19 protein-coding genes are annotated in these 22462 nt (G+C 59.9%); 12 read left to right on the forward strand and 7 right to left on the reverse strand.

The window, feature by feature from the left end; genetic code table 11:
• Positions 1 to 68 precede the first annotated feature (68 nt).
• Positions 69 to 1712, forward strand: a complete 1644-nt coding sequence (locus tag WNY37_RS15680) for a choline dehydrogenase (protein WP_342974332.1) — start codon at positions 69 to 71, stop codon at positions 1710 to 1712.
• Here WNY37_RS15680 and WNY37_RS15685 read toward each other — a convergent pair.
• The 4 genes from WNY37_RS15685 to WNY37_RS15700 form a co-directional block, all read right to left on the reverse strand.
• Positions 1709 to 2236: a hypothetical protein gene (locus WNY37_RS15685; protein ID WP_342974333.1), complete on the reverse strand. Its 528-nt coding sequence runs from the start codon at positions 2234 to 2236 to the stop codon at positions 1709 to 1711. The two genes, WNY37_RS15680 and WNY37_RS15685, sit on opposite strands and share 4 nt — an antisense overlap.
• A 102-nt stretch (positions 2237 to 2338) precedes the next feature.
• Positions 2339 to 5467, reverse strand: a complete 3129-nt coding sequence (locus WNY37_RS15690; protein ID WP_342974334.1) for an efflux RND transporter permease subunit — start codon at positions 5465 to 5467, stop codon at positions 2339 to 2341.
• A 6-nt stretch (positions 5468 to 5473) separates the two neighbouring features.
• Positions 5474 to 6655: an efflux RND transporter periplasmic adaptor subunit gene (locus tag WNY37_RS15695; RefSeq protein ID WP_342974335.1), complete on the reverse strand. Its 1182-nt coding sequence runs from the start codon at positions 6653 to 6655 to the stop codon at positions 5474 to 5476.
• Between the two features lie 2 nt (positions 6656 to 6657).
• Complete coding sequence (locus tag WNY37_RS15700) at positions 6658 to 7335, reverse strand: TetR/AcrR family transcriptional regulator (RefSeq protein ID WP_342974336.1); 678 nt, start codon at positions 7333 to 7335, stop codon at positions 6658 to 6660.
• 136 nt (positions 7336 to 7471) lie between these two features.
• Between WNY37_RS15700 and WNY37_RS15705 the strand changes: the two genes are divergently transcribed.
• From WNY37_RS15705 to WNY37_RS15715, 3 genes are all read left to right on the forward strand, one after another.
• A complete protein-coding gene (locus WNY37_RS15705) occupies positions 7472 to 8140 on the forward strand; it encodes a nitroreductase (RefSeq protein ID WP_342974337.1) in 669 nt (222 codons plus the stop codon).
• Positions 8141 to 8231: 91 nt separating this feature from the next.
• Positions 8232 to 10244: a hypothetical protein gene (locus WNY37_RS15710; RefSeq protein WP_342974338.1), complete on the forward strand. Its 2013-nt coding sequence runs from the start codon at positions 8232 to 8234 to the stop codon at positions 10242 to 10244.
• A gap of 55 nt (positions 10245 to 10299) precedes the next feature.
• Positions 10300 to 11508: an MFS transporter gene (locus tag WNY37_RS15715; protein ID WP_342974339.1), complete on the forward strand. Its 1209-nt coding sequence runs from the start codon at positions 10300 to 10302 to the stop codon at positions 11506 to 11508.
• Here the strand turns inward: WNY37_RS15715 and WNY37_RS15720 are convergent.
• Complete coding sequence (locus WNY37_RS15720) at positions 11505 to 13271, reverse strand: acyl-CoA dehydrogenase (RefSeq protein WP_342974340.1); 1767 nt, start codon at positions 13269 to 13271, stop codon at positions 11505 to 11507. The genes WNY37_RS15715 and WNY37_RS15720 overlap by 4 nt on opposite strands.
• A 120-nt stretch (positions 13272 to 13391) precedes the next feature.
• On the opposite strand from WNY37_RS15720, the gene WNY37_RS15725 reads away from it, so the two are divergent.
• From WNY37_RS15725 to WNY37_RS15750, 6 genes are read left to right on the forward strand one after another with little or no spacing between them, the layout of a single operon-like run.
• On the forward strand, positions 13392 to 14012 hold the full coding sequence (locus WNY37_RS15725) for a YceI family protein (protein WP_342974341.1): 621 nt from the start codon (positions 13392 to 13394) through the stop codon (positions 14010 to 14012).
• A 29-nt stretch (positions 14013 to 14041) separates the two neighbouring features.
• The gene (locus WNY37_RS15730; RefSeq protein ID WP_342974342.1) at positions 14042 to 14788 is read left to right on the forward strand and encodes a YceI family protein; all 747 of its coding nucleotides are present in this window, start codon (positions 14042 to 14044) and stop codon (positions 14786 to 14788) included.
• 18 nt (positions 14789 to 14806) lie between these two features.
• Positions 14807 to 16000 carry a cytochrome b/b6 domain-containing protein gene (locus tag WNY37_RS15735; protein ID WP_342974343.1) on the forward strand — a complete coding sequence of 398 codons (1194 nt, stop codon included), beginning with the start codon at positions 14807 to 14809 and terminating at the stop codon, positions 15998 to 16000.
• Positions 16001 to 16024: 24 nt separating this feature from the next.
• Positions 16025 to 16960: an L-threonylcarbamoyladenylate synthase gene (locus WNY37_RS15740; protein WP_342974344.1), complete on the forward strand. Its 936-nt coding sequence runs from the start codon at positions 16025 to 16027 to the stop codon at positions 16958 to 16960.
• A 9-nt stretch (positions 16961 to 16969) separates the two neighbouring features.
• Positions 16970 to 17575, forward strand: coding sequence for an FMN-binding negative transcriptional regulator (locus WNY37_RS15745; protein WP_342974345.1), 606 nt, complete (start codon positions 16970 to 16972; stop codon positions 17573 to 17575).
• Positions 17572 to 18981, forward strand: a complete 1410-nt coding sequence (locus WNY37_RS15750; RefSeq protein WP_342974346.1) for an FAD-binding oxidoreductase — start codon at positions 17572 to 17574, stop codon at positions 18979 to 18981. The genes WNY37_RS15745 and WNY37_RS15750 overlap by 4 nt, the downstream gene beginning before the upstream one ends.
• A gap of 30 nt (positions 18982 to 19011) precedes the next feature.
• On the opposite strand, the gene WNY37_RS15755 is transcribed toward WNY37_RS15750, so the two are convergent.
• A complete protein-coding gene (locus WNY37_RS15755) occupies positions 19012 to 20175 on the reverse strand; it encodes a hypothetical protein (protein ID WP_342974347.1) in 1164 nt (387 codons plus the stop codon).
• 70 nt (positions 20176 to 20245) lie between these two features.
• Positions 20246 to 20785: a cupin domain-containing protein gene (locus WNY37_RS15760; protein ID WP_342974348.1), complete on the reverse strand. Its 540-nt coding sequence runs from the start codon at positions 20783 to 20785 to the stop codon at positions 20246 to 20248.
• Positions 20786 to 20957: 172 nt separating this feature from the next.
• Here WNY37_RS15760 and WNY37_RS15765 point away from each other — a divergent pair, with 172 nt between their 5' ends.
• Both WNY37_RS15765 and WNY37_RS15770 read left to right on the forward strand, forming a co-directional pair.
• Positions 20958 to 21854, forward strand: a complete 897-nt coding sequence (locus tag WNY37_RS15765; protein WP_342974349.1) for an acyl-CoA desaturase — start codon at positions 20958 to 20960, stop codon at positions 21852 to 21854.
• Positions 21851 to 22441, forward strand: a complete 591-nt coding sequence (locus WNY37_RS15770) for an NUDIX domain-containing protein (RefSeq protein WP_342974350.1) — start codon at positions 21851 to 21853, stop codon at positions 22439 to 22441. Before WNY37_RS15765 ends, WNY37_RS15770 begins: the two co-directional genes overlap by 4 nt.
• Positions 22442 to 22462 lie beyond the last annotated feature (21 nt).

The raw sequence follows: 22462 nt of genomic DNA on the forward strand, positions 1-22462 counted from the left end.
AGCTTTTGATAAAGCTGACACTATCGAAGCCTAGAAAACATAACCAGTTACGGGCGGAGCGGCAGCAAATGGGCAAAGCGAAAGGCTATGATTATGTGATCGTCGGGGCTGGCAGCGCGGGCTGCGTCCTCGCCAATCGGTTGAGCGCCGACCCTGCGATTTCGGTGTGCCTGATCGAAGCCGGCGGCAAGGCGAACAGCCTGATGGTCCGCATGCCCGCTGGGGTCGGGAATCTCATCAAGGACGTCAATGACAATAATTGGGGATTCTACACGACGCCCCAGACGCACATGAATGACCGCAAGCTCTGGTGGCCGCGCGGCAAGGGTTGGGGCGGCTCCTCAGCCATCAATGGCATGATCTATATTCGCGGCCATGCGCGCGATTACGATCAGTGGCGCCAGTCCGGCCTGCGCGGCTGGGGCTATAGCGAAGTCCTGCCCTATTTCCGGAGGTCCGAAGGTTACAAGGGCGACGGGTCTCTTCATCATGGTACGGACGGACCGCTTGTTGTTGAAGAAAGCCCTTTGGATTCAATTTCCTACAATGCCTTTATTGAGGCCGGACAACAGGCTGGCCATGCGCAGACTGAAGATTTCAATGGCAGCCAGCAGGAAGGCGTTGGCCGCTATCAGCGCACCATCAATGACGGTGAACGATGGAGTGCGGCCTCAGCATTTCTACGCCCTGTCCTCGATGAGCGTCCAAACCTCACCGTGCTAAGCACGGCTCTTGTCAGCTGCGTCGTCATGCGTGGCGGCCGAGTGCACGGCGTCGAGACCGTTTCCAAACCCGGCGCCGAGCCGGATATTGTGACAGCCGGCAAGGAAGTGATCGTCTGCGCTGGAGCCGTCCAGTCTCCACAATTGCTGATGCTTTCAGGCATCGGACCGGAGGAACAACTGCGCGTTCACGATATCCCTGTCATCGCGAACAGCCCTGGCATTGGTCAAAACCTCCAGGACCATCTCGACGTGACTGTCATTTACAAAATGACCCAGAAGCTGTCGGCCTATTCGAAACAGGCGGGACTGAAGAAGATCGCGGTGGGCCTGAATTACCTGCTTCGCAAGAAGGGTCCGGGTCGGGATAATTTCCTTCAGGCTGGCGCCTTCCTGAAGTCGCGCGAAGGCCTCGACCGCCCTGACCTCCAACTCCACTACGTCAACGCCATGATGGTCGAGCATGGCCGTACGGAAGTGAAAAGCGATGGCTTTACCATCCATGCCTGCCAGCTGCGCCCCGAAAGCCGCGGTTCCATTACGCTCGCCAGCAATGACCCGTTCGACCACCCGCTGATTGACCCGAACTATCTCGCCACCGAAGAAGACCGTCGAGCCATGCGGGAAGCGGTGAAAATCTGCCGTGAGATCGCAGCGCAGGACGCGTTTTCGACATTTCGCGGCGAAGAGTACCTTCCTGGCAGCTCGGTCCAGTCTGACGAAGACATCGATACCTTCATTCGCGAAACCGGCGAGACGATCTACCACCCGGTGGGCACCGTCGCGATGGGCATCCATGACACCGATCCTCTGGACGGTGAACTGAGAGTTCGCGGCGTTGAGGGCCTTCGCGTCGTGGATGCGTCCGTGATGCCGACCCTCATCGGCGGAAACACAAACGCACCAACAATCATGGTCGCCGAAAAAGCCGCCGACATGATCCTCGGAAAAGCCGCGCCGGAACCGGCCGAAATTGAAGAAACAGCCTAGCTGATCTTCGCGTCCCAGACAGTCTTGATATGGATGTCGGCCTCAGGGCCAAGGTTCAACCAGGCCAGCCGTCCCGTTGTCGCATTCGCAATCATGACCTGATCGGTTGAGCCAATCGTCGCGTGAATGCGATCGCGAATTCGGGCCTGCCGCGCGGTTGATCGCAAGGCCCATACGCCCGGCATGACCTCGGCGAACTTGCCGAGCCGATTCAACGCTGAAATCAGCTGCATTTCGCCGGTCGCGGCGAGCCGCGCGATCACAAGATAGTTTGCAGGCTCGGCGCCTGCATCTTCTGCCGGAGACTTCAGCGCGCCAAACAGACCGCTCAAACCTTCATGATCAGACGCAGAGGTGAACGCACCGCCATCGCCGCAGGCAACTCGCGTCTGCTCAAGGATGCGCCGCTCACGTATGAAGCCCTGCATCTGGCCCAGCGTATATGGCCCGTAAACAGACCCATTCACCAAAACCCGCCACTGCGGAGGATCGATTTCAGCAAGATCGAGTGCGCTGGATTCCATCAATGAAACAGACCATTAGCTAGCAATTACACCAGGCTGTTATGCCCCTCAAAAGTAATCAGCGCGTTACGAAACCCGCGCTTTGCGCCGCAATGGGACGCTTTACTCTGCCGCAGGCGCGGCGGGCGTGCGCTGCTTTCGGCCAAACATACCGCGCCAGGCTTTTTGCATCGGTTTCATCGTCATGATCCGGTAGACAGACGGCGCAAAATAAAGCGCCAGCAGGGCTGAGCCGGCGACACCGCCCGCAATCGCCGTCGCCAACGGCATCCAGAAAATGTCACCGCTGAGAATGATCGGCACGAAACCGCCCATTGTCGTCAGCGTCGTTGCCACGATGTGCCGGGTCGCATCGACCACGATTTCACGCTGGGCGAGCACGTCATCATTTCGCGCTGCCTCACTGCCCTGCAGCAATGACAATACGACAATCGAACTGTTGATCGAGATACCGAGCAGTCCCAGCGCGCCGACAATGGCGTTAAAGCCGAGCGGCAGGTTGAACAGCCACACCCCACCAAAAGCGAGACCGACAGACAGCGCGCCCGTGAGCAAAATAAGCAGGCTCATGCGGAACGAGTTGAAGACCAGCGCGACAGCCCCCGTCATGATCAGGATCAGCGGCACCGCCAGCGACATGAGATTTCCCATCGCCTTGGAGCGGGACTCCGCCTCACCGCCAATAATGATGTCGTAACCCGGCGGCGTCTCGAACCCAGCTCGCTCCAGCGCCTCTTCGAACTTCGCCATGATCGGGGCGGGCAGCGAGTATGGCTCGGTGAAACCGTAGATCTGGTTCACACGGCGCCCATCGAGACGTGAAATCACAGCCGTTTGAGGGTCGAGCGTGATCTGGCTCAGGGAGGCGATTGACGCGCCAAACTCTCCGGGACGGTTTCCGATTGTCTTGGCGCGCAGGTCGGCGAGCTCCGAGCGACGTGCCTGCGGCGCAATCACGCGAACCGGCACTTCCTCAATGCCTTCCAGGATCGACCCTGCAGGCAGGCCTTCAAGCTCGGCGCGCAGCTCATTGGCCAATTGCGCCAGGCGCTCACCGGACATCGCAGTCGCTGCCTCATCCGCACGGATCGTCACGACGGGTGCCCCCATCTGGAGGCTGGCCTGCGTATAGGTAATGCCGGGTGTGCCAGCCAGAATGCTGCGAACTTCGCCGCCAAGCCTGTTCAGCGTCTCAAGATTATCGCCCCTGATGAAGAACTCGATCGGGGCATCAACCGGCGGCCCCTGTTCAAATGGCAAGGCAAGAAACTGCGCTTCCGGGAATTCCTGACGAAGCTCATCCTGGATCGAGCGCACCATGACCCGGGTCGAGAAATTGTCCTTCAACTGCACCCAGCCTGCAGCAAATCCCGGTACACCCTGCGTGTTGTTGAAGGCATTGTAGTAAACGCGCGGCGCCGATTCCCCGACGGTGAAGTTCACCATCTCGACATTGGGGTAGCTATAGAGAAGGTCTGTCGCCCGCTGGACGGCCCGTTCCGCCTCTCCAATAGTTGCCGATGGCGGCAAGGTTATTTCCACCTGGAACTGGTCACGTTCGGTCGGCGGAAAGAACTGCGAAGGCAGGGATCCGCCGACAATGAAGCCGGCAATCGCCGGCACGACACCAATCAGGATACCCAGCAGCGGAAAGCGCAGCACGGTGCCAATCGTCCAACGGTAGCCATCGGTGACGGCATCCAGCGATATTCCATCGCGCAGCCAGTTCTTCTTCTCATTCGGCCGCCGCTTGCGGTCCATTCGCCCGGCCATGAAGGGAATGATCGTGATCGCGACCAGGAAGGACATCACGACCGAGAAGATGACAGATACACCAATCATGCCGATGAACTCGCCCGCTGCGCCCGGCATGAGGGCGATGGGCGCGAAGGCCAGCGCCGTGGTCAGCGTGGACGCAAAAAGCGGTCCGAACAGTTTTCCAATCGCGATATCGATGGAGCTGATGATGCCATGCCCACGCCCGCGTTCCTGATCATATTCGTCGTACACAACGATCGCATTATCGATCAGAAGGCCAAGCGAAATGACCAGTCCGGTCACCGACATCTGGTGCAACGGATAGCCGAACAGATTGAACAGGATCAGCACAAGCGCCACGGTCAGAGGCAGCGCTGAGCCGACCACAATCGCCGCGCGCCACCCCATCACAAGGAAGAGAACGAGAAAGACAATCAGCGCTGAGAATGCCAGATTCCTGGCAAGGCCGTTCAGTCGCGCTTCGGTATACTCGCTTTGATCAAACAGCACGCGAACATCGATTTCAGCCGGCGAGTTGCGCTCGAACTCTGCCACGAGGTCGCGCGCTGAGACTGCCCATTGATCGACCCGCTGATTGGGCTGGATGTAGGCCGCCACCAGGACCGACCTTTTATTGTCGGTGATGTTCATCACCGTTGCTGGGTCCTCTATCCCTTTCTGCACGTCGGCCACGTCACCGACACGCAGGGCTGTGCCGTCAGCGCGCTGGACGAGTGGCACCGATCTGATCCGCGCGATCCCGTCAAAAGCGCCGCCAACTTCCAGTCCGATATCGGCGCGTTCCCCGCGCAACTGCCCGGCCGGTACCTTCGCGTCCGCCGCGCTGATCAATTGTGCTGCCTGCGATAAGGACAGGCCTGCAGAGGCCAAGGCTTCCGGGTCGATGACAATACGAACTTCTTCTTGCGGCAAGCCGTAGACGTCTGTCTCTTCAGTGCCGCCGAGGTTCTGGAAACGGTCTGCGAGATTGCGCGCATACCGCGCCATGACAGCCAGTTCAGGCTCGCCCTCGCCTTCCCAGACAAGACCAACCAGCAAGGTCGACGCGCCGACATAGAGCCGTCGCACGAAAGGCGTACTGGCGCTCTCTGGCAGTTCAGAGCGTGCGCCATCCACCTTGGCCCGGATCAGCGTCCAGGCATCATCCACCTCAGTCTCTGTAAGATCCTCGCGAATGAGCACGGTAATTTGCGAGACATTGGCGCGCGACACAGAATGGACTTCGTCAATCTCCGGCAATTCACGGATGGCCGATTCAATCGGATCGGTGACGGTTGCCTCGATGCGCTCTGCATCCGCCCCCGGAAGGGTCGTCAGGACATAGCCATAGCGCTCGACCAGCGTAGGGTCTTCCTGTCGCCCCAGCGTAAGAATGGAGCCGACCGCGCCCGCCAGCGCGATCAGGATAACAAGAATGGAAAGGCGCGGCAGCCGATAGAAGAGCGTTCGCATCGCCGTCTAGCCTTCATTCGCCGTCGTGGCTGTCGGGTCGAGCTTTGGCAGGACAGGCTGTCCCGGCGTGATGCGCTGCAGGCCATCCATGATGATCCGGTCGCCATCCGACACGGCCCCGCGCACATAGGCCCTGTCGCCTTCGCTCTGGATCACTTCCACAAGGCCCGGCCTTGCGCGCCAGACACCGTCTTCCTGCCGCGCAATGTAAATCGACCAGAGACCTCGCTGGCCTTCTGACAAGGCGCTGACCGGCACCCATAAGCCCGGTTCGGAGACATTGCGCTGCAGTTCGAGGCGGACCACAGCCCCTGTCGAGACGGCTGTGTTATCGACGATATCGAAGACTGTCGTGACGGTGCGCTGCCCGGAATCGATGATGCCGGTTACCGCGCGCAATTTTGCAGTCACCGCACCGCGATCGCCGAGCAGTTCATAATCGTGCCCGATGTCCAGTTCGGCCGCCAGGCTCGATGGCAACCCGATGCGCGCTTCGAGAGCGTCAGTTTCGACCAGTTCAAACACAGGGGCGCCCGGCGAAGCGATCGCGCCTTCATCGAAATTCCGATGCGTGATCATCCCCCCATAAGGCGCCGTGATCCGTGAGAGGTCGATCTGCACCCGCAGCGTCTCGGCCTGTGCGCTCGCCGCATCGATCCGCGCCTTCGCGGTCGTCGCCTGGGCGACCGCCTCGTCGACCCGTTGCTGGGCGACATGACCCTTGGCCAGCAGCGCGTTCTGCCGCTCGACCGTCGACATGGCGAGCGCGTGGTTCGCGACTGCTTCGGCGATCTGGGCCTCAGCGGAAACGAGTTGAGAGCGCAGGCCACGCGTATCGAGGACAGCCAGCGACTGTCCCGCCACGACTCGGTCCCCCACATCGACATCCATTCGAGCAATTCGCCCACCCGCCGAAAATCCGAGTTCGCTCGTGCGCTTGGCGGACACCAGGCCCGTAAACTTCTCATCGAGATCAAGCGATTGCTGAAGATTGGCGGTTATCACGTCAACGCTGAGCGGCGTCGGTTTTTCTGAAATGATCAACGGTCCCTCGCTGGAGCGTTGAGTGAGGACGAATGCCCCGAGCCCCGCCAGCGCAATCAGGATGACCACCAGAAACAGCAGGCCTTTGAGAAAGCTTGGCTTTGGTTCGCGTGGTTCTGAATAGTCGTGATCAGACATGGACATGACTAATCGCCCCTCTTCTGGCGTGACGCTCCGGGACGGGCTTCCAGTCCGCGAATTGTAAGATCGGCATGATACTCCACGAACGCATCCCGGCTGAGCGAACTCTGCATGACAGACATGTCCGGAAAGGTTGGAAACTGCGCCATCATCATGGCGACGCCGTGCATTGATGCCCAGAGCGCATTGGCTGTGTCGACAAGTGGTAGGTCTGCGCGAAAATGCCCCGTCTCGACACCTTCTTCGACCAGGCCGACCAGCACCAGGAAAGCGCGGGCGCGGTTCGTATGGCTGATCGGCTCATCATCCGACGCTGCCGGCTTGAGCGGTGCCTGAGCCGAGAAGGCTGCAATATAATGATGCGGCTTTTCGAGCGCGGTATTCACATATCCGACAATGCAGGCCCGTGCCCGCTCCGGAAAGGATTCCGAACACTCATACATGTCATGAACAATGCTCAGAATACGCGCGAAAAATGCCTCTTTCAGCTCATTGACGAGTTCATTCTTGGACTCGAAATATTTGTAGATGGCGGCCGGAGAATAATCGATTTCGTCGGCGATTCGGCGAATGGAAAGTCCCGCCTCGCCTTCATCGGCGAACACGCGCTCCGCCGCTTCCAGAATGGAGTCGCGTACACGCAGCCGCCGTCTCTCGGCGGGAGTAATCATCTGGTCATCCATCCACTCAGCCCTCATTGGGGAGAGTGACCTTCATAAACTGAAACGGACGTTAAGAAAAGACCGTTCATTTTGTGAACACCGTTCACTCGCCCACCCAACTTGCAACTTATTCTTATTCTCATTTTTATCAGTGACGATGGCTGACAAGACCGGCCTCAGAGCCTATCTAGCGCAGATGACTGAGATATTTCCTCCTGCGCCCGCGGTAGGCACGCCGATGCTTCCCGCTCGCCCCTCCCCGGAAGCCTGCGGTTTCCTCTCTCTGCGCCGTTCCGCCAACAAGGCAATGCTCACCTCACCCGGTCCAACCGGTGAGGCGCTGAACGAAATCCTTGCAACGGCGATGCGCGTCCCTGACCACCGGCGCATGTCGCCCTGGCGCTTCATCATCTTCGAAGGCGACGCACGAGCGAGGTTTGGGCAGGCCGCCGCAGAGGTCCAACGGTCTGAAGACCCATCTGCGAAGCCTGAAGCCCTTGAAGCGACAAAGACTCTGCTCATGCGGGCACCGACAGTCGTGGCGGTCGTGTCCAGTCCAACCGATGACGGCAAGACGCCTGTCTGGGAGCAGGAGCTGTCGACCGGTGCCGTCACCTATAACCTCCTCCTCGCCGCCAACGCGGCCGGCTGGGCCGGTGTATGGCTGACTGAATGGCTCGCCTTCTCCGAGGGCATCAACAAGCTTCTCGGCCTTGAGGACAATGAACGCCTCGCCGGCTACATCTATCTCGGCACCGCCACCGCTGACCCGCAGGAACGCGCCCGACCGGACGCCGCCCCACTCATCAGCCACTGGTCCGGCTGAGGCCGCAGGCCGCTTTCACTTTTGGTCAGGTATTGCGCTGATTCATGAGCCCGCTATTTCTGGATCCTGTTGAATCGGGGACAGAAGACGCATGATCAGACTACTCGCCGCCATCATCGCAATGGCGGCCATCAGCCTTCCGGCCAATGCGTGGAAGAACTATAGCTCGTCGGACAAATTCGACACCGAGTGCCGCGAGCCCAACAATGGCGTTGGCTGCATCATCGAGGCCGAACAGGTCTATGTTCGCCCGTCAACAGAGGGCGCCGCCCCCAGGAAGCTGTCGCTGGTGAAGCACTTCATACGCGGCGAGGAAACACTCATCCCCATCCTCGAACGCCAGGGCACAACCGGGCCGGCTTACGAGAAATTCGCGCAGGAAAATCTCGGCTTCGGCAAGAATAACTGGCTTTCCTACATCGCCAATCAGACTGTTCTGACCGGCATTGCGGACGACCAGGGAAACATCCTGCTGCCAGCTGAATACAGATGGGCTTATCCCGTCTCCGACAAGCTCGCCTACGTGCAACGCCTCGATCTACAGTATGGGTACGTCACGCTGGACGGCACAGCATCTTTTACGCCGACGTCTTTCTACTGGTCGCATATCAATCAACAGTACGGGAAGACGCCAGATCAGCCTCTCATTGTCCGGTTTGAAGGCCCGACAGATTCAGACGGTCTGAAATCCTACCTCTTCCCGGGCCCGACGGGCGAGATCGACCTGACCATCGACCGCGTCGTGGAACGGCGCGAACCGGACAAGGGCAACGACTTTTACGTCTTCAACAACAATCTATACGCCTTTCCCGTGCGCGCCGAAGATGGCAGCGAATTCTCTGTCTATGTCGACCCGTTCAAGCTGGAGATCGACCATCTCGGTCCGCAGCTCACCATCATGGCGATTGGTCACTCGCTCGATAACAAGCCCCCCAATCAATGGACGCGCCTGAGCCCCAAAAGCATGGATGAACTCGATCGTCTCGCCAGGAGTTCCGGCACGGACTTTGTAAATATGCCGCTGGAAAAGCGGGGCACGCTCGCCTCCGGCCACGGCGTCTTTGGCGGCGACATCTATGTGCCGCTAAGCTTGGAGGATGGTACGCCGATCGAACTGAAAGACGGCGCCGTTGGCATGGTGCCACTCTACGTCAACGACCACATGGACATTTCGGTTACAGGCGTACGAGGATGGCTCGTTGTCTACGGCGAAGGGCCGGAGCGATACTACCGCTTCATTACCCATGTCGTTGGCGGGCCGGAATTTCATGAGCCATTATCCGGTAACGTGAACGAGCTGGCACCGATCAATGTCAATCTGTATGCCGTCAACGCGCTGAAACTGGCAGACGTCTGGGTCGGATCAATGGACGAAGACGTCTACAGCGACATGTTCAGGGGCCAGAACCCCAAAGACATTCCATCCATGCCACTTCAAGCCGCCGTGCGCTTCTTCGAAGACCCGGACCTTGGCGCGGCAGGCGGTATTTCTGACTGGTACACGCTCGGAGCTTCCGGGGAAGATGCTTATGTCCGCCAGACGGCGGAGCATCGAAATCCGCAATTCTACAAATCATCTCCCGATGATCCGCAAACCCTTGTCACCGAAGAGATCATCAAGCAGGCACGGGCCCTGTTCGAGGAAAAATACGACTCCCGGATGGGCTATGAATATCCCGAAGAATGGGCCGCCGTTCGCGCCGAGCGCCTCGCGAAAAGCCAGCGCGAAAAGGCCGATGAGATTCTCGCCAATGGCTACGAAATCGAGTTCAACGACCTCTTCTACACCGTTGCACGGACGCAAGGCGGCAAATACCTCCAGGCTTACTGGAACAGGTACAAGCAGTTGCCGAATGAGGCCGATGCCAGCGATATCTGCAGCCGTTTCGGCAATAACAGCCGCGAGTGCGGGACCGTCTGGCGGTGGGCTCAAGCCAAATATGAAGGCCGCGCCGAGGCTGAGCGCGTTGCCGCCGAAGAGTACGCCCGCAAGGCCTACCGCCACCCGATCTTCGACTGGAAGCCAGATTACCGCCCGCCGCCAAACTATCAGGGCCGCTGCTACAATCAGGGCGATGGCACGGAGAAATGCTTCTACGACTAGCCGCTATTCGTGATCGGGCATTTCCAAATGCCATGAAACCCACCACAAGAACCGCATGTTCGCTTTCCTGAAGACAAATGCCCGCTGGATCGCTGGCGGCTTCCTGCTGACCTTCTTCTCATCCTTCGGCCAGACCTTCTTCATCGGCCTGTCCGGGGAAGAGCTGCGCGCGAAGTTTGATCTCACCGACGGCCAGTTCGGCCTGACCTATATGCTGGCCACGCTCGGCAGCGCGGCAACCTTGCCGTTCCTGGGACGAACATTGGACCACATGCCAGGCCGCAAGGTGGCGCTCTTCGTCATTCCACTGCTGGCGCTCGCCTGCCTTCTGATCAGCTATGCGCCATCGGTCATCGTGATGATCGCCGCGCTCTACATGCTGCGCCTCTTCGGACAGGGCATGATGACCCATACCTCGCTGACGGAAATCGGCCGCTGGTTTGCCGCCGGACGGGGGCGGGCAACCTCGCTCGTCGTGCCGGGCCACCAGACAGGCGAGGCGCTTCTTCCCGTCACCTTCACGCTGATTGCAGCTGCGCTTGGCTGGCAAGCCGCATGGATCTGCGCGGCGGTGCTTCTCATCGTCTTTGCCCTTCCCGCCATACAGCTTCTCTGGCGCGTTGAGCGCACGCCGCATTCGGCCGCCCCAGACGATCCGCCCGAGCGAACGGCTCGCGACTGGACCCTGAAAGAGACAATCCGCGACCCCAATTTTTACCTGCTGCTCGTCGGCGTACTTGCGCCCCCATTCATCGGCACGACGGTTTTCTTCCATCAGGACTACATGATCGAACTGCGCGGCTACAGCCCGTACGCCTTTGCCGGCGCCTTCCCCATGATGGCGGCGACGACCGTCACATTCTCACTGATTTGCGGGGCGCTCGTAGACCGGTTAGGGGCGAGCCGTCTGCTCCCTTATTTCCTGCTCCCGCTCGCCGTCGCCAGCGCTGCCGCAGGACTGCTCACGCCGGTCTGGGGCATATATGTCTTCATGGTCCTCATGGGCGTCAGCTATGGATTTACCTCCACCCTGCTCGGCGCGCTCTGGCCGGAAGTCTACGGCATCAAATATCTCGGCTCGATCCGGTCGATCATTGTTGCCGCAATGGTCTTCTCCACGGCGCTCGGCCCCGGCCTCACCGGTGCCCTCATCGACGCAGGCATCGAATTGCCGACCCAGCTGCTCTGGATGTCCGGCTGGTGCCTCATTGCATGCCTCGTACTGGGCATGATCTCACCGAAACTTGCCGCGCGTAGCCGCTAGGCCAGATCGAACAGCGCTTCACCCTCAGACAGGAAGCTGTCGCCGCCGCGCGTAATGCCGGACACCCGCCCCGGCGCTTCAGCAAGCGAGGTTTCCGCAAAGAATCCAGCCAGAGCGGTCATCCGCCCGCGCAAGGCGCCACTCTCTTTGCGCCCTTCCAGCGCGGCCATTGTCAGGAAGTGCCCGCCAATGACATCGCCAGCCAGTTTCAGATAGGCCGTTGCGCCGGACAGGCCTTTTTCCTTTTCAGCTTTCATCGCCTCGACCATCCAGCCCGTCGCTTCGGTGAGTGCATCGGCGGCAGCGGCCAGCCGGTCGGCAATCTGGACAAGCTGAGGATCATTCGTTTCACGCGCTGACGTCGCCGTATCTTGCACTTCGGCGATCATGTCGGACATCGCTTTACCGCCCGCCATGGACAGCTTTCGGCCGACGAGATCAATCGCCTGAATGCCGTTTGTACCTTCATAGATCGGCGCAATCCGGGCATCGCGGTAAAGCTGCGCCGCCAGCGTTTCGTTCATGAAACCCATGCCGCCATGAATCTGCACGCCAAGGTTTGCCACATCGACCCCGACATCGGTCGCCCAGGCTTTCGCGATGGGCGTCAGCAACTCCTCGCGCAGTCTTGCCGCCTCCTTCTGGGCTGCATCCTCACTCGTCTCGGCCAGATCAGCCGCGACACCGCAGGCATAGCAGATCGCGCGCGCCGCCATCACGTCAGCCCGCATTGTCGTCAACGTCCGGCGCACATCGGCATGGTGGAGAATCGGCGCGGGGCCATCAACGCCCTCGACTTTGCCCTGTTTACGCTCCTGTGCGTACGCATAGGCCGTCTGGTACGCCGCCTCGCCGACGCCGACGCCCTCGAGGCCAACATTGAGCCGCGCCGAATTCATCATCGTGAACATGCAGGCGAGGCCTTTATTCTCTTCGCCAACGAGCCAGCCTGCCGCGCCGTCATACTCCATGACGCAGGTCGGAGACGCATGGATACCGATCTTCTTCTCTAGACCGATACACTGGACCTTGTTTCGCTCACCCAGTGACCCGTCATCCTTCACCATCACCTTCGGCACGACGAACAGCGAAATGCCGCGTGAGCCCTCCGGTGCATCCGGCAGGCGCGCAAGAACAAGGTGGATGATATTCTCCGCCATGTCGTGATCGCCCCAGGTGATATAAATTTTCTGGCCGGTAATCGCATAGGATCCATCGCCATTCGGCACGGCCTTCGTTTTCAGGGCGCCGACATCAGAGCCAGCCTGCGGCTCGGTGAGGTTCATTGTTCCGGTCCATTCGCCGCTCACCAGCTTGGGAAGATACTTTTCCTGCTCTTCGCGCGAGCCATGAGCGACCAGCGCCTCAATCGCCCCCAGACTGAGCATCGGACAGAGGCCGAAGCTCATATTTGCCCCATGAATGAGCTCAAGCACAGCATTTGCGAGCACTTTGGGAAGCCCCTGCCCGCCCCATTCGACCGGGGCGGCAAGGCCCATCCAGCCACCGTCGACGAACTGCTGATAGGCCTCTGCAAATCCATGCGGCGCAACAACGCCATCACCGGTCAGTTGCGCGCCTTGCTCGTCGCCGGCCTGGTTCAGCGGGGCCAGGACTTCGGCGGCCAACTTTCCAGCTTCTTCAAGAATCGGATCAATCAGGTCCAAGTCGAAGTCTTCAAAGGCGCGGGCTGGCAAACGATCAATTCGTGCCAGTGATTTCAACGCGAACGCAATATCTTCGACTGGTGCTCTATACGCCATCTCATGCATCTCCTGGATATGTGCTATGGAGAAAAACCTGTTGGTCGCCATAAAACTGAATGCGACCTAGGTTAACCTCAGCAGAACAGTTATATGTCGGATATTCAAAGGAGATCGTCCATGCGCAGAATTATCGCATCCCTGTCAGTCGCAGCCCTGCTATCGGCACCTGCCCTCGCAGAACAGACGCTTGATGGCGTCGCCGCAGACACCTACCAGCTCGACAAGACCCACGCCTTTCTGACCTGGACCGTCGAACACAATGGTCTGTCCAGCTATACGGTCAATTTCACGGATTTTGACGCGACGCTGGAGTTTGACCCGGAAGATCTTTCGGCCTCGTCAGTCACGGTCACGATCGATCCGATGGGCCTCGAAACCAACTACCCGGACGACGCCAAGCGCGGCGAGTGGCATGAAGAACTCTCCACCGATGATCGTTTTCTGAATGGCGACGAGCATCCCGAGATCACATTCGTTTCGACCAGCGCAGAACAGACGGGCGACTTTACTGGCACCGTCACGGGTGACCTCACCTTCCTCGGTGTCACCAAGCCGGTCACGATGGACGTCACCTATAATGGCGTTGGAAATGTTCCCTGGTACGGCGACCGCGACATTCTGGGCTTCACGGCGACCACAACAATCAATCGGTCGGACTTCGGCATGGATGCCATGCTCGGCATGATTTCCGACGAAACCAAAATCGAATTCTCAGGCGAATTCCTGCAGAACGAATAGTCCACACGAACCATTTAAGGCTCAGCCCTATGAAACTCTCTACCTACCTGCTCGCAGGCGCGAGCGCCCTTCTGATCGCGGCCTGCTCACAAGGCGACGACTCGATTGATGTCGAGGCCGATGCACCGCCAGCCGAAACCGAAGTGTCCGAGACCGACACCACAGAAACCGAAACGCCTGCACCGGAAGCTTCTGAAGGTGATATCGTCGCGCCTGCGGCCACCTACAGCCTCGAGCGGTCGCACGCTTTTCTCTCCTTCACCGTCATCCATAACGGCTTGTCGGAATATACGGTCGACTTCACCGACTTTGACGCCACGCTGGATTTCGACCCGGACGCACCTGAAGACTCAAGCCTGACGGCGACGATCGATCCGCTGGGCCTGAACGTCAATTACCGCGCCGACTACAAGGCTGGTCACCCGGACAGCGAATATGACAACTGGCCAGAAGCGCTGAGCAAGGATGCTCGCTTCCTCAATGCGACGGAGTTTCCCGAAATCACGTTCGTCTCCACCGACATTTCCACGACCGGAGACAATACCGGCACGGTGACAGGCGATCTGACCTTTCTTGGTGTCACGCGCCCTGTGACGCTGGATGTGACCTACAATGGTGCTGGCAGCGCACCCTGGTACGGCGAACGCACCCTGATCGGCTTCGACGCCTCCACGACGTTGAACCGTTCCGAGTTTGGCCAGGATTCCATGTCCGGCGTCATTTCCGACGAAGTTGTCATCGAGTTCTCAGGTGAATTCCTGGAGAATGAAGAATAGCACGAATCTAAGACCAAAATGACATCATCAGCCCGTTACAGCGCCGTCGCGATTGCCCTTCACTGGGCAATCGCGCTCGGCATCATTGGTATGATCGCCCTCGGTTGGAACATGGAAGGCAATGAAAGCCTCTACCAGCTCCACAAGTCGATTGGCATCACCATCCTGATCCTGACCATCGCGCGAATCATCTGGCGTGTGATGAACCCGCCCCCGCCTTTGCCGGAAGAGATGAAGCCGCTTGAGAAGACAGCGAGCCATCTGGTGCACTGGGCGTTTTACGGGTTGATGCTGGCCATGCCCCTTACGGGCTGGCTTCTGGTCTCGACGTCATATGATTTCGACATCCCCACCGTCCTCTACGGCCTGGTAAGCTGGCCCGACATTCCCGGTGTCGGCTTCCTTGCGAATGAGACCGGTCACGCGATTGTTGAATTTGTCCATTCCAAGCTCGCCTGGGTCGCCATCGCCCTGCTTGTGCTGCACGTCGCGGGGGCTGTGAAACACGAATTCTCCGCCGAAGAAGGCGTGCTGAAGCGCATGCTTCCCGGACTCTTCGGCAAGACCACCCGGCCATCCCCGCCACCGCATGGCTTCCTTGTCGCCTTTGGTGCCGCCATCGCTGTATTCGCCCTGATTGCATTCGTGCCAAAGTTCTTTTCCGGTGGGTCCGGCACTGCCAACGAAACGCCGCTTTCCTCAGAGAGTGGCGCTTCCAACTGGACCGTGGACCATGGCCAGTCCGGCATTTATTTCTCCGGCACGCATGACGGCAATGAGTATGAGGGCGAGTTTGGTGACTGGAGCGCCGACATCCAGTTCGATCCGGATAATCTTGAAGATGCCAGCGCCGTCGTCACGGTTCGCACAGCATCCGCCAATGCCAGCAAGAAGCTTTACACCGACAGTCTGAGATCGGCCGAATGGTTCAACGTCAGTGACTTCGCGACCGCCACCGCCACACTGTCCAACTTCGAGAAGACGGGCGACGATGCCTATGAGGCGGACCTCACGCTCGCCATCAAGGAGAGTTCGGTCACGGTGCCTTTCACATTTGAACTGGACATCGATGGCGACGAAGCCCGCATGAAAGGCGAGGCGACGGTCCAGCGCACACCCCTCAATCTCGGCCAGCAATCTGACCCGACGGCTGACTGGGTGGGTGAAGACGTGCTGATCGACGTTGAAGTCCTGGCCTCGCGCAAATCCTGATTGAGTGGTAAGCGCGGGCGCATCATGACAGCCCCTGTGCTCAAACCGGACCACGACGCCATAGAGCGCGCAGCCGCCTGCCTCGCGGACGGCGGCCTCGTCGCCATGCCAACCGAGACGGTGTATGGCCTCGCCGGTGACGCGACCAATCCTCAAGCCGTTGCGCGCATATACAGGGTAAAGGAACGACCCGTTTTCAACCCGCTCATCGCCCACCTCGCCTCGATTGAGGCGGCATTCGAACAAGGCGACTTCAGCGATAAGGCACAAGCGCTCGCCCACCGCTTCTGGCCGGGCCCGCTTACCCTGGTGGTCAACGCAACCGATCAAACGACTGTCTGCGACCTTGCACGCGCCGGGCTTGGCACGCTCGCAGTCCGCGTCCCCGCCCATCCGGTTGCGAACGCCCTTCTCCAAACTGTCGGGCGGCCGCTGGTTGCGCCGTCGGCCAATCCTTCCGGCCGTATCAGCCCGACCAGCGCTGCCCATGTTGCCGCCGATCTTGGCGACAAGATCGATTTCATTCTAGATGGCGGCGATTGTTCTGAAGGTCTGGAATCGACGGTGATTGATGCGCGCGCAGACACCCCCGTCCTGTTGCGCTCCGGCACGCTGGGGCCCGACGATATCGCCAGCGTCTGGCCCGGCCTGACGCGCGGCGGTGAAGCTGGCGCACCGATATCCCCCGGCCAGCTGCTGCGTCACTACGCGCCCGATGCGCGTCTCCGGCTCAACGCTGACGCCCCTGAATCGGGCGAGGCCTATCTCGGCTTCGGGCCCGGCGAGGCGACGCTCAACCTCTCCTCATCCGGCAACCTCGCTGAGGCCGCTGCCAACCTGTTTTCAATGCTGCGCAGGCTCGATCAGTCGCATGACAGGATCGCCGTCGCGCCTATCCCGGAGACGGGTCTGGGGCTTGCGATAAATGACCGTCTGGAACGCGCCGCCAATCGCGACTAAAAGGAAAACATGCACCCGGCTCCGGCCTTCCTCGATACTGACCGCGACCGGCTCCTACGCCGGATCGATGCCTGGCCTTTTGCGCTCGTCATCGCTGTCGCAGACGGCAGGCCGGTCGTGGCGCACACGCCGGTTCTGGTCGACAAGGCTGGCCTGCTCAGTTTCCACCTGTCCCGGGGCAATCCCGCCACCGCCGCGATTGAACGGTCCGGACGCGCCCTGATCGTCTTTTCCGGGCCCAACGAATATATCTCACCGGACTGGTACGAGACCGCAGACCAGGTCCCGACCTGGAATTATCTTTCCGTCGAGGCTGAAGGAACCACCAGCATCATGGACGAGACGAACACGGCATCCTTCCTGGACCACCTCTCAGAACGCTTCGAAGACGAGCTTTATCCAAAGCCTGCGTGGACGCGCGACAAGATGACCCCTGGCCGTTTTGAAGCGATGCTGGGCGGCATTACCGCCTTCAATCTCACGCCAGAAAGGCTACAGGGCATCACCAAGATCAGTCAGAACAAATCCGCTGAAACCCGCAAACGCGCGGCTGCACACTTGAAAGCGGTCGGCGGAGACCCAACCATCTCTGCCATGATGGAAAGAGACGCATGACCGCCCTGCCCGCCGCATTCCTCGATAGCGCAAAATCCGTACTCGGCCCGAAAGGCTGGAGCGAAGACGCCGAAAAGCTGAACGAGGTCGCCTCGCCCTGGCGCGGCATCTGGCCGGGCGAAACGCCCTTTCTCGCGATGCCTGGCTCAACGGAAGAAGCAGCCAGCCTCGTAAAGCTCTGCGCTGAGCACCGCGTCGCTCTGGTCCCACAGGGCGGCAATACCGGCCTTGTTGATGGCGGCACGCCACACGGAGAAATCACCGTTTCCATGCGGCGCATGAACAAGGTTCGCGCGCTCGATACGCTGAACAACTCGCTCACCATCGAAGCGGGTGCCCCTCTCGTGAACGCGCAAACAGCCGCCGATGAGGCAAACCGGCTGTTTCCGCTCTCGCTCGGCTCTGAGGGGCAGGCGACAATTGGCGGGCTCATCTCGACCAATGCCGGCGGCGTGGCTGTCCTGCGCTATGGCATGATGCGCGATCTCATTCTTGGCCTGGAAGTTGTCCTTCCATCGGGCGAGATCTGGGACGGTCTGTCGGGCCTTCGCAAGAACAATACGGGTTACGATCTCAAACACCTGTTCGCGGGCGCCGAGGGAACGCTCGGTCTCATCACGGCTGCTACGCTGAAGCTCTTTCCCAAGGTCGCCAAGGCCACCGCCTGGGTCATCTGCGAGACGCCTCAGAATGTGGTCGACCTGCTCGCCCTTACTCGCGATCATGCCGGCGACACGGTCACCAGCTTTGAGATTATCCCGGCCAATGCGATCGAGATGGTGCAGAAAGACGTGCCCGATACGCGCGATCCTGCGCCCTCGCCTTTGCCGTGGCGCGTCCTCATCGAAGTCTCGATGGCGCGCGAGGACCAGGCACGCGAAACGCTGATGAGTGCCCTCAGCGACGCCCTGGAAAAAGGCCTCGCCGACAATGCCATTATCGCTGAAAGCGGGCAGCAGGCCGAAAGCTTCTGGCATATCCGCGAGACGATTCCGCTCTCAAAGCGCGCCTACGGAACCGCCGTCAATCATGACGTCGCCGTGCCCGTGTCCGCGATCCCGGATTTTCTAGCCGCCACAAAAGCGGAAATACAGAAAGTGGTGAGCGAAGCGGACATTGTGGCCTTTGGCCATGTCGGCGACGGCAACCTCCACTATTCCGCCTGTGAGCCGAAAGGCGCGGCAGACTCAAAGCTGTCAAATCATGCAGGCGAGATCACCCGGATCGTTCACGAACAGGCCATGCGGTTTGGCGGTTCGATCAGCGCCGAACATGGTGTCGGTCGCCTCAAACGCGATGAGCTTGCCGGGATCCGGCCGAAGGCTGCGACCGATACGATGCGCGCCATCAAGACCGCGCTCGACCCGCTCGGGATCATGAATCCAGGCCGCGTCGTCAGCGTGTAGACGGCAAACGGGCAGAGCGGTCCGCCTGTGTCAGGCGTCGCGAACCGCCCTGCCTCTGCCGGAAGCCAGGACAAGCAGCGCAACCAGCGCAATACTCGTCCCCTGGGAGGAAAACACTTCCAGCATGATTGCGAAAAACCAGGCCGGCAGCCCCTTGGACGGCCCTTCCTGGTTGAGAACCGCGGGGCCACCTTCACCCAGCAGGCTGAGCCGCGCGGCTTCAATCTTCGCCTCTAGCGCAGCTCGGCGCTTGGCAAGACCAAGTTCGTTTTGCGCGTCGCGATAGGGCTTCTGATGCGTGCGCCCTGCTTCTTCGACCCCGCGCAGATAGGCCTCAAGCCCCTCAACGGACCGTGTTTCGGCCGGAATGCCTTCAAGCTGACGGACGTAATCGGCAATCTGCGCCTCTATCAGAGGGCGCGCCGCTGCCGCTTCGGCTTCGGCCTCGATGCGGGCATCGCTGTTCGACTGCATGAAGAGCGCTGTACCGAGAACGCTGGTGGCGGCGCCGGCAAGCGCAAACACAAGCGCCCGCGCGCCCTCTTTGCGCCTTCCGCCCGACACGTGCCACCAGAAGAATGTGAAACCGCCAAACGAACAGACCGTCGCGATCACCCCTGCCCAGCCCCAGATCCTGCCCTGCACCGGGTCGGCCACGCTGGCCCCGAACGCCTGGTAATTGGCAAAAGCCGAGAGACCGGCTGCCGCCAGCCCTGCTGCCAGGAAGACCAGCGACAGCAAACAGATGATGAGCGTCTCGAACACGCTACGCCGGTGCTGGCTCTTGACGGGCTCTTGCGGCGCTTCATCGGCCGGTTTTGAAACGAGCTCCTCCATGAGTTCGGCCTGCCAGACCTGCTCTTCGGCCACCGCAGGCGCGACCGTCTCTTTCGGTGCTGCCGGTACGGGCGCGCGGTCGGCATGAAGCGGAATGATCTCAGCCTCGGAGTACACCTCCGCGTCCTGCACGATTTCGGCGTCTTCCAGTTCGCTGAGATATGTCTTGATCGGCGCGGCAACGCCGCAATTTGAACATCTTGCCTGACCGGTCGAAAGGCTGAGCTTCAGAGCCCGCGGCGCATTACAGGCCGGGCACTCAACGCGCGCACTATCGCCATCGCCAAAAAGCTCGCCAAATCCGTGCGCAACCAAGAGAGACCACAGTTCGCCGGTCCGTTCCTGAATAGCTTCCATGAAATTTCGCCCTGTTTACCAATAAACTCGCCCAATAAGCGAACACAAACAGAACAAAACGGGAATTTTGTCAAGACCTGTCGACAAGCACAGCGACGAACACCGCCGGTTGGTTTCCCTCGACCACCCAGGCATGATTGGTCGCGCGCTGGACCACCACCTGGCCGGGTTCGATAATGGCCTCGTCCTCATCAAGCAGCAGTTTGACCCGTCCGCTGATCAGGATGATCGCATCGATCGTGTCAGTCTTGTGCATGGCCGGATGACGGCTCGTATCGGGTTGATGGTCGCCGGCTCCCATCTCCTCAAAGCGAGCCCGTGTAAAAGCGCGCATGTCCTCATCGGAAATGCCTTCAGGGGCTGGCTCGATGGCAAACCAGCGGATCTTGACCCCGTTCTTTGGCGGCGAGAGCAAGGGTGTGCCTTGGCCCTTGTCTTCAGTCTCGGCAGCATCGACCGGTCCACTCAGCGTGTCGGTCCATATCTCATAGAGCCCGCCGAGCTCGCCGCTCTTGAATTCGGCCGCCTGAGGGCCGTCAATCATGATGCGCGAACGACCCGCCTCATCTTCGCCCGTCACGACCCTGCGCAATTTCAATCCATCACTCATGGTGTTTCCTCCCATCTGTAGTTATGGCCAGCGCGGCCTGTGCGACACAATCGCGCTCCAAAGCAGTCTTGCCATCACTTTGCCTCTTTCGAAAACTGATAATCATTCTTAAGAGTCTGATAGTCGATGCAGGCGACACTGCACCTGTCACGACGTTCCTCAGGAGGGCTGAATGCCGAAGATTCCGCGTTCAATCGCGATACCGAAGAGCTGGAAGACGTTCAATTTTGCGAGCTGTTTTTCCGCTTTCATCTATCCGGCACTCGGGATCGCCCTGCTCACCACCATGGTGGCGCTTGGGTTCGCCCTGACCCACATCGAACTGAAGCTCTGGTACCTGCCGCTTTCGCTCGGTGTGATCGCTTTCACGGTCTTCATCTGCAATGCTGGCATCGGCCCGCTTCACCGCCTGATGCAGCACCGCGCCGGCGAAATGCGCTGGCCTGCGCAGGTCATCACCATGCTGAACCTCGTCATTGCGATGCAGGGCGAAGTGAAGGACTGGGTCAATTATCACTCCCAGCACCACCGCTTCGCTGACGGTCCGGGCGATCCGCATAATCCGTTTGAGTCCAAACGCTGGGCCTGGGTCGGCTGGATCCTGTTCCGCGACCAGAAGGATATGATGCGCCCGATGCCAATGTGGTTGAAGAACCACCCGGTCATTGTCTGGATGGACGGCTTCTACAACTCGATCTCGCTGGTGGTGCACCTCTTCATCCCTGCCGCGATCTATCTGATCGTATGGGCCGCTGGCGGCTCACTCGTCCTGACGGCGATCATTCATGCGAGCGTCGTCATCGGACGCGCCATCCAGTTCCACGCAACGACCTACGGCATCAACGTGCTCGGCCATCTCAAGACGCCGGCCTGGGCCGACCACATGATGGCTCTGCTGACCGGTGGCGAAGCGTTCCACGACCATCATCATGATGAGCCGATTTCCGCCCTCCACCGTCCTCGCAAGGGCGTCTGGAACCGCATTGTCGATTACAACGGCACGATGCTGCTTCTGTACGAGAAGATCGGCTGGGTGAAGAACCTCAAGATCGCTCCGCAATTTGCGTGAAGGGCAAGGCTGGCAAACCGCCTGTCAGCAATCTCGAACGGACGGTCCTGTCTGACGACTGGGCCGTCCTTTCAAAATATGACTTCGACATAAAATGCAGCGACGGCGCGACCGAGCATCTCAATCGCGAAATCTACCATCGCGGGGATTCCGTTGCGGTGTTGCCCTACGACCCGGAGCGAAAGACCGTCCTGCTGATCCGTCAGTTCAGGCTGGCAGCCTATCTGGTCGATGGATCAGAGGCTCTGATAGAAGCGTGTGCCGGCGCAATCGAGAATGAAAGTCCGGAGGCGTCCGCAAGACGGGAGGCGCTGGAAGAACTTGGCTATAAGCTGATGGCGCTTGAGCCCGTGATGGAAGCGTTCTCCAGCCCCGGCAGCATGACCGAGCGCTTCTTCGGCTTTCTTGCAAACTATTCGCCCGCCGACCGGAAAGATGCCGGTGGCGGGCGTAAGGATGAAGGCGAGGATATCGAGGTTCTGGAGATGCCGCTCGACGAAGCAGTTTCGCTTGTCCGCGCAGGCGACATCCGCGACGCCAAGACAATCGCCTTGTTGCAGGCCCTGAGACTGAGCCAGCTCAGCTAGGCTCAGTCACCAGCGGGCGAC

The sequence above is a fragment of the Henriciella sp. AS95 genome (genome assembly GCF_038900055.1).
Lineage (GTDB): Bacteria > Pseudomonadota > Alphaproteobacteria > Caulobacterales > Hyphomonadaceae > Henriciella.

Bases quoted from the DNA above. Each gene is read 5' to 3' on its own strand.
- WNY37_RS15680 (WP_342974332.1), top strand. From the start codon at position 69: ATGGGCAAAGCGAAAGGCTATGATTATGTGATCGTCGGGGCTGGCAGC.
- WNY37_RS15685 (WP_342974333.1), bottom strand. From the start codon at position 2,236: ATGGAATCCAGCGCACTCGATCTTGCTGAAATCGATCCTCCGCAGTGG.
- WNY37_RS15690 (WP_342974334.1), bottom strand. From the start codon at position 5,467: ATGCGAACGCTCTTCTATCGGCTGCCGCGCCTTTCCATTCTTGTTATC.
- WNY37_RS15695 (WP_342974335.1), bottom strand. From the start codon at position 6,655: ATGTCCATGTCTGATCACGACTATTCAGAACCACGCGAACCAAAGCCA.
- WNY37_RS15700 (WP_342974336.1), bottom strand. From the start codon at position 7,335: ATGGATGACCAGATGATTACTCCCGCCGAGAGACGGCGGCTGCGTGTA.
- WNY37_RS15705 (WP_342974337.1), top strand. From the start codon at position 7,472: ATGGCTGACAAGACCGGCCTCAGAGCCTATCTAGCGCAGATGACTGAG.
- WNY37_RS15710 (WP_342974338.1), top strand. From the start codon at position 8,232: ATGATCAGACTACTCGCCGCCATCATCGCAATGGCGGCCATCAGCCTT.
- WNY37_RS15715 (WP_342974339.1), top strand. From the start codon at position 10,300: ATGTTCGCTTTCCTGAAGACAAATGCCCGCTGGATCGCTGGCGGCTTC.
- WNY37_RS15720 (WP_342974340.1), bottom strand. From the start codon at position 13,271: ATGGCGTATAGAGCACCAGTCGAAGATATTGCGTTCGCGTTGAAATCA.
- WNY37_RS15725 (WP_342974341.1), top strand. From the start codon at position 13,392: ATGCGCAGAATTATCGCATCCCTGTCAGTCGCAGCCCTGCTATCGGCA.
- WNY37_RS15730 (WP_342974342.1), top strand. From the start codon at position 14,042: ATGAAACTCTCTACCTACCTGCTCGCAGGCGCGAGCGCCCTTCTGATC.
- WNY37_RS15735 (WP_342974343.1), top strand. From the start codon at position 14,807: ATGACATCATCAGCCCGTTACAGCGCCGTCGCGATTGCCCTTCACTGG.
- WNY37_RS15740 (WP_342974344.1), top strand. From the start codon at position 16,025: ATGACAGCCCCTGTGCTCAAACCGGACCACGACGCCATAGAGCGCGCA.
- WNY37_RS15745 (WP_342974345.1), top strand. From the start codon at position 16,970: ATGCACCCGGCTCCGGCCTTCCTCGATACTGACCGCGACCGGCTCCTA.
- WNY37_RS15750 (WP_342974346.1), top strand. From the start codon at position 17,572: ATGACCGCCCTGCCCGCCGCATTCCTCGATAGCGCAAAATCCGTACTC.
- WNY37_RS15755 (WP_342974347.1), bottom strand. From the start codon at position 20,175: ATGGAAGCTATTCAGGAACGGACCGGCGAACTGTGGTCTCTCTTGGTT.
- WNY37_RS15760 (WP_342974348.1), bottom strand. From the start codon at position 20,785: ATGAGTGATGGATTGAAATTGCGCAGGGTCGTGACGGGCGAAGATGAG.
- WNY37_RS15765 (WP_342974349.1), top strand. From the start codon at position 20,958: ATGCCGAAGATTCCGCGTTCAATCGCGATACCGAAGAGCTGGAAGACG.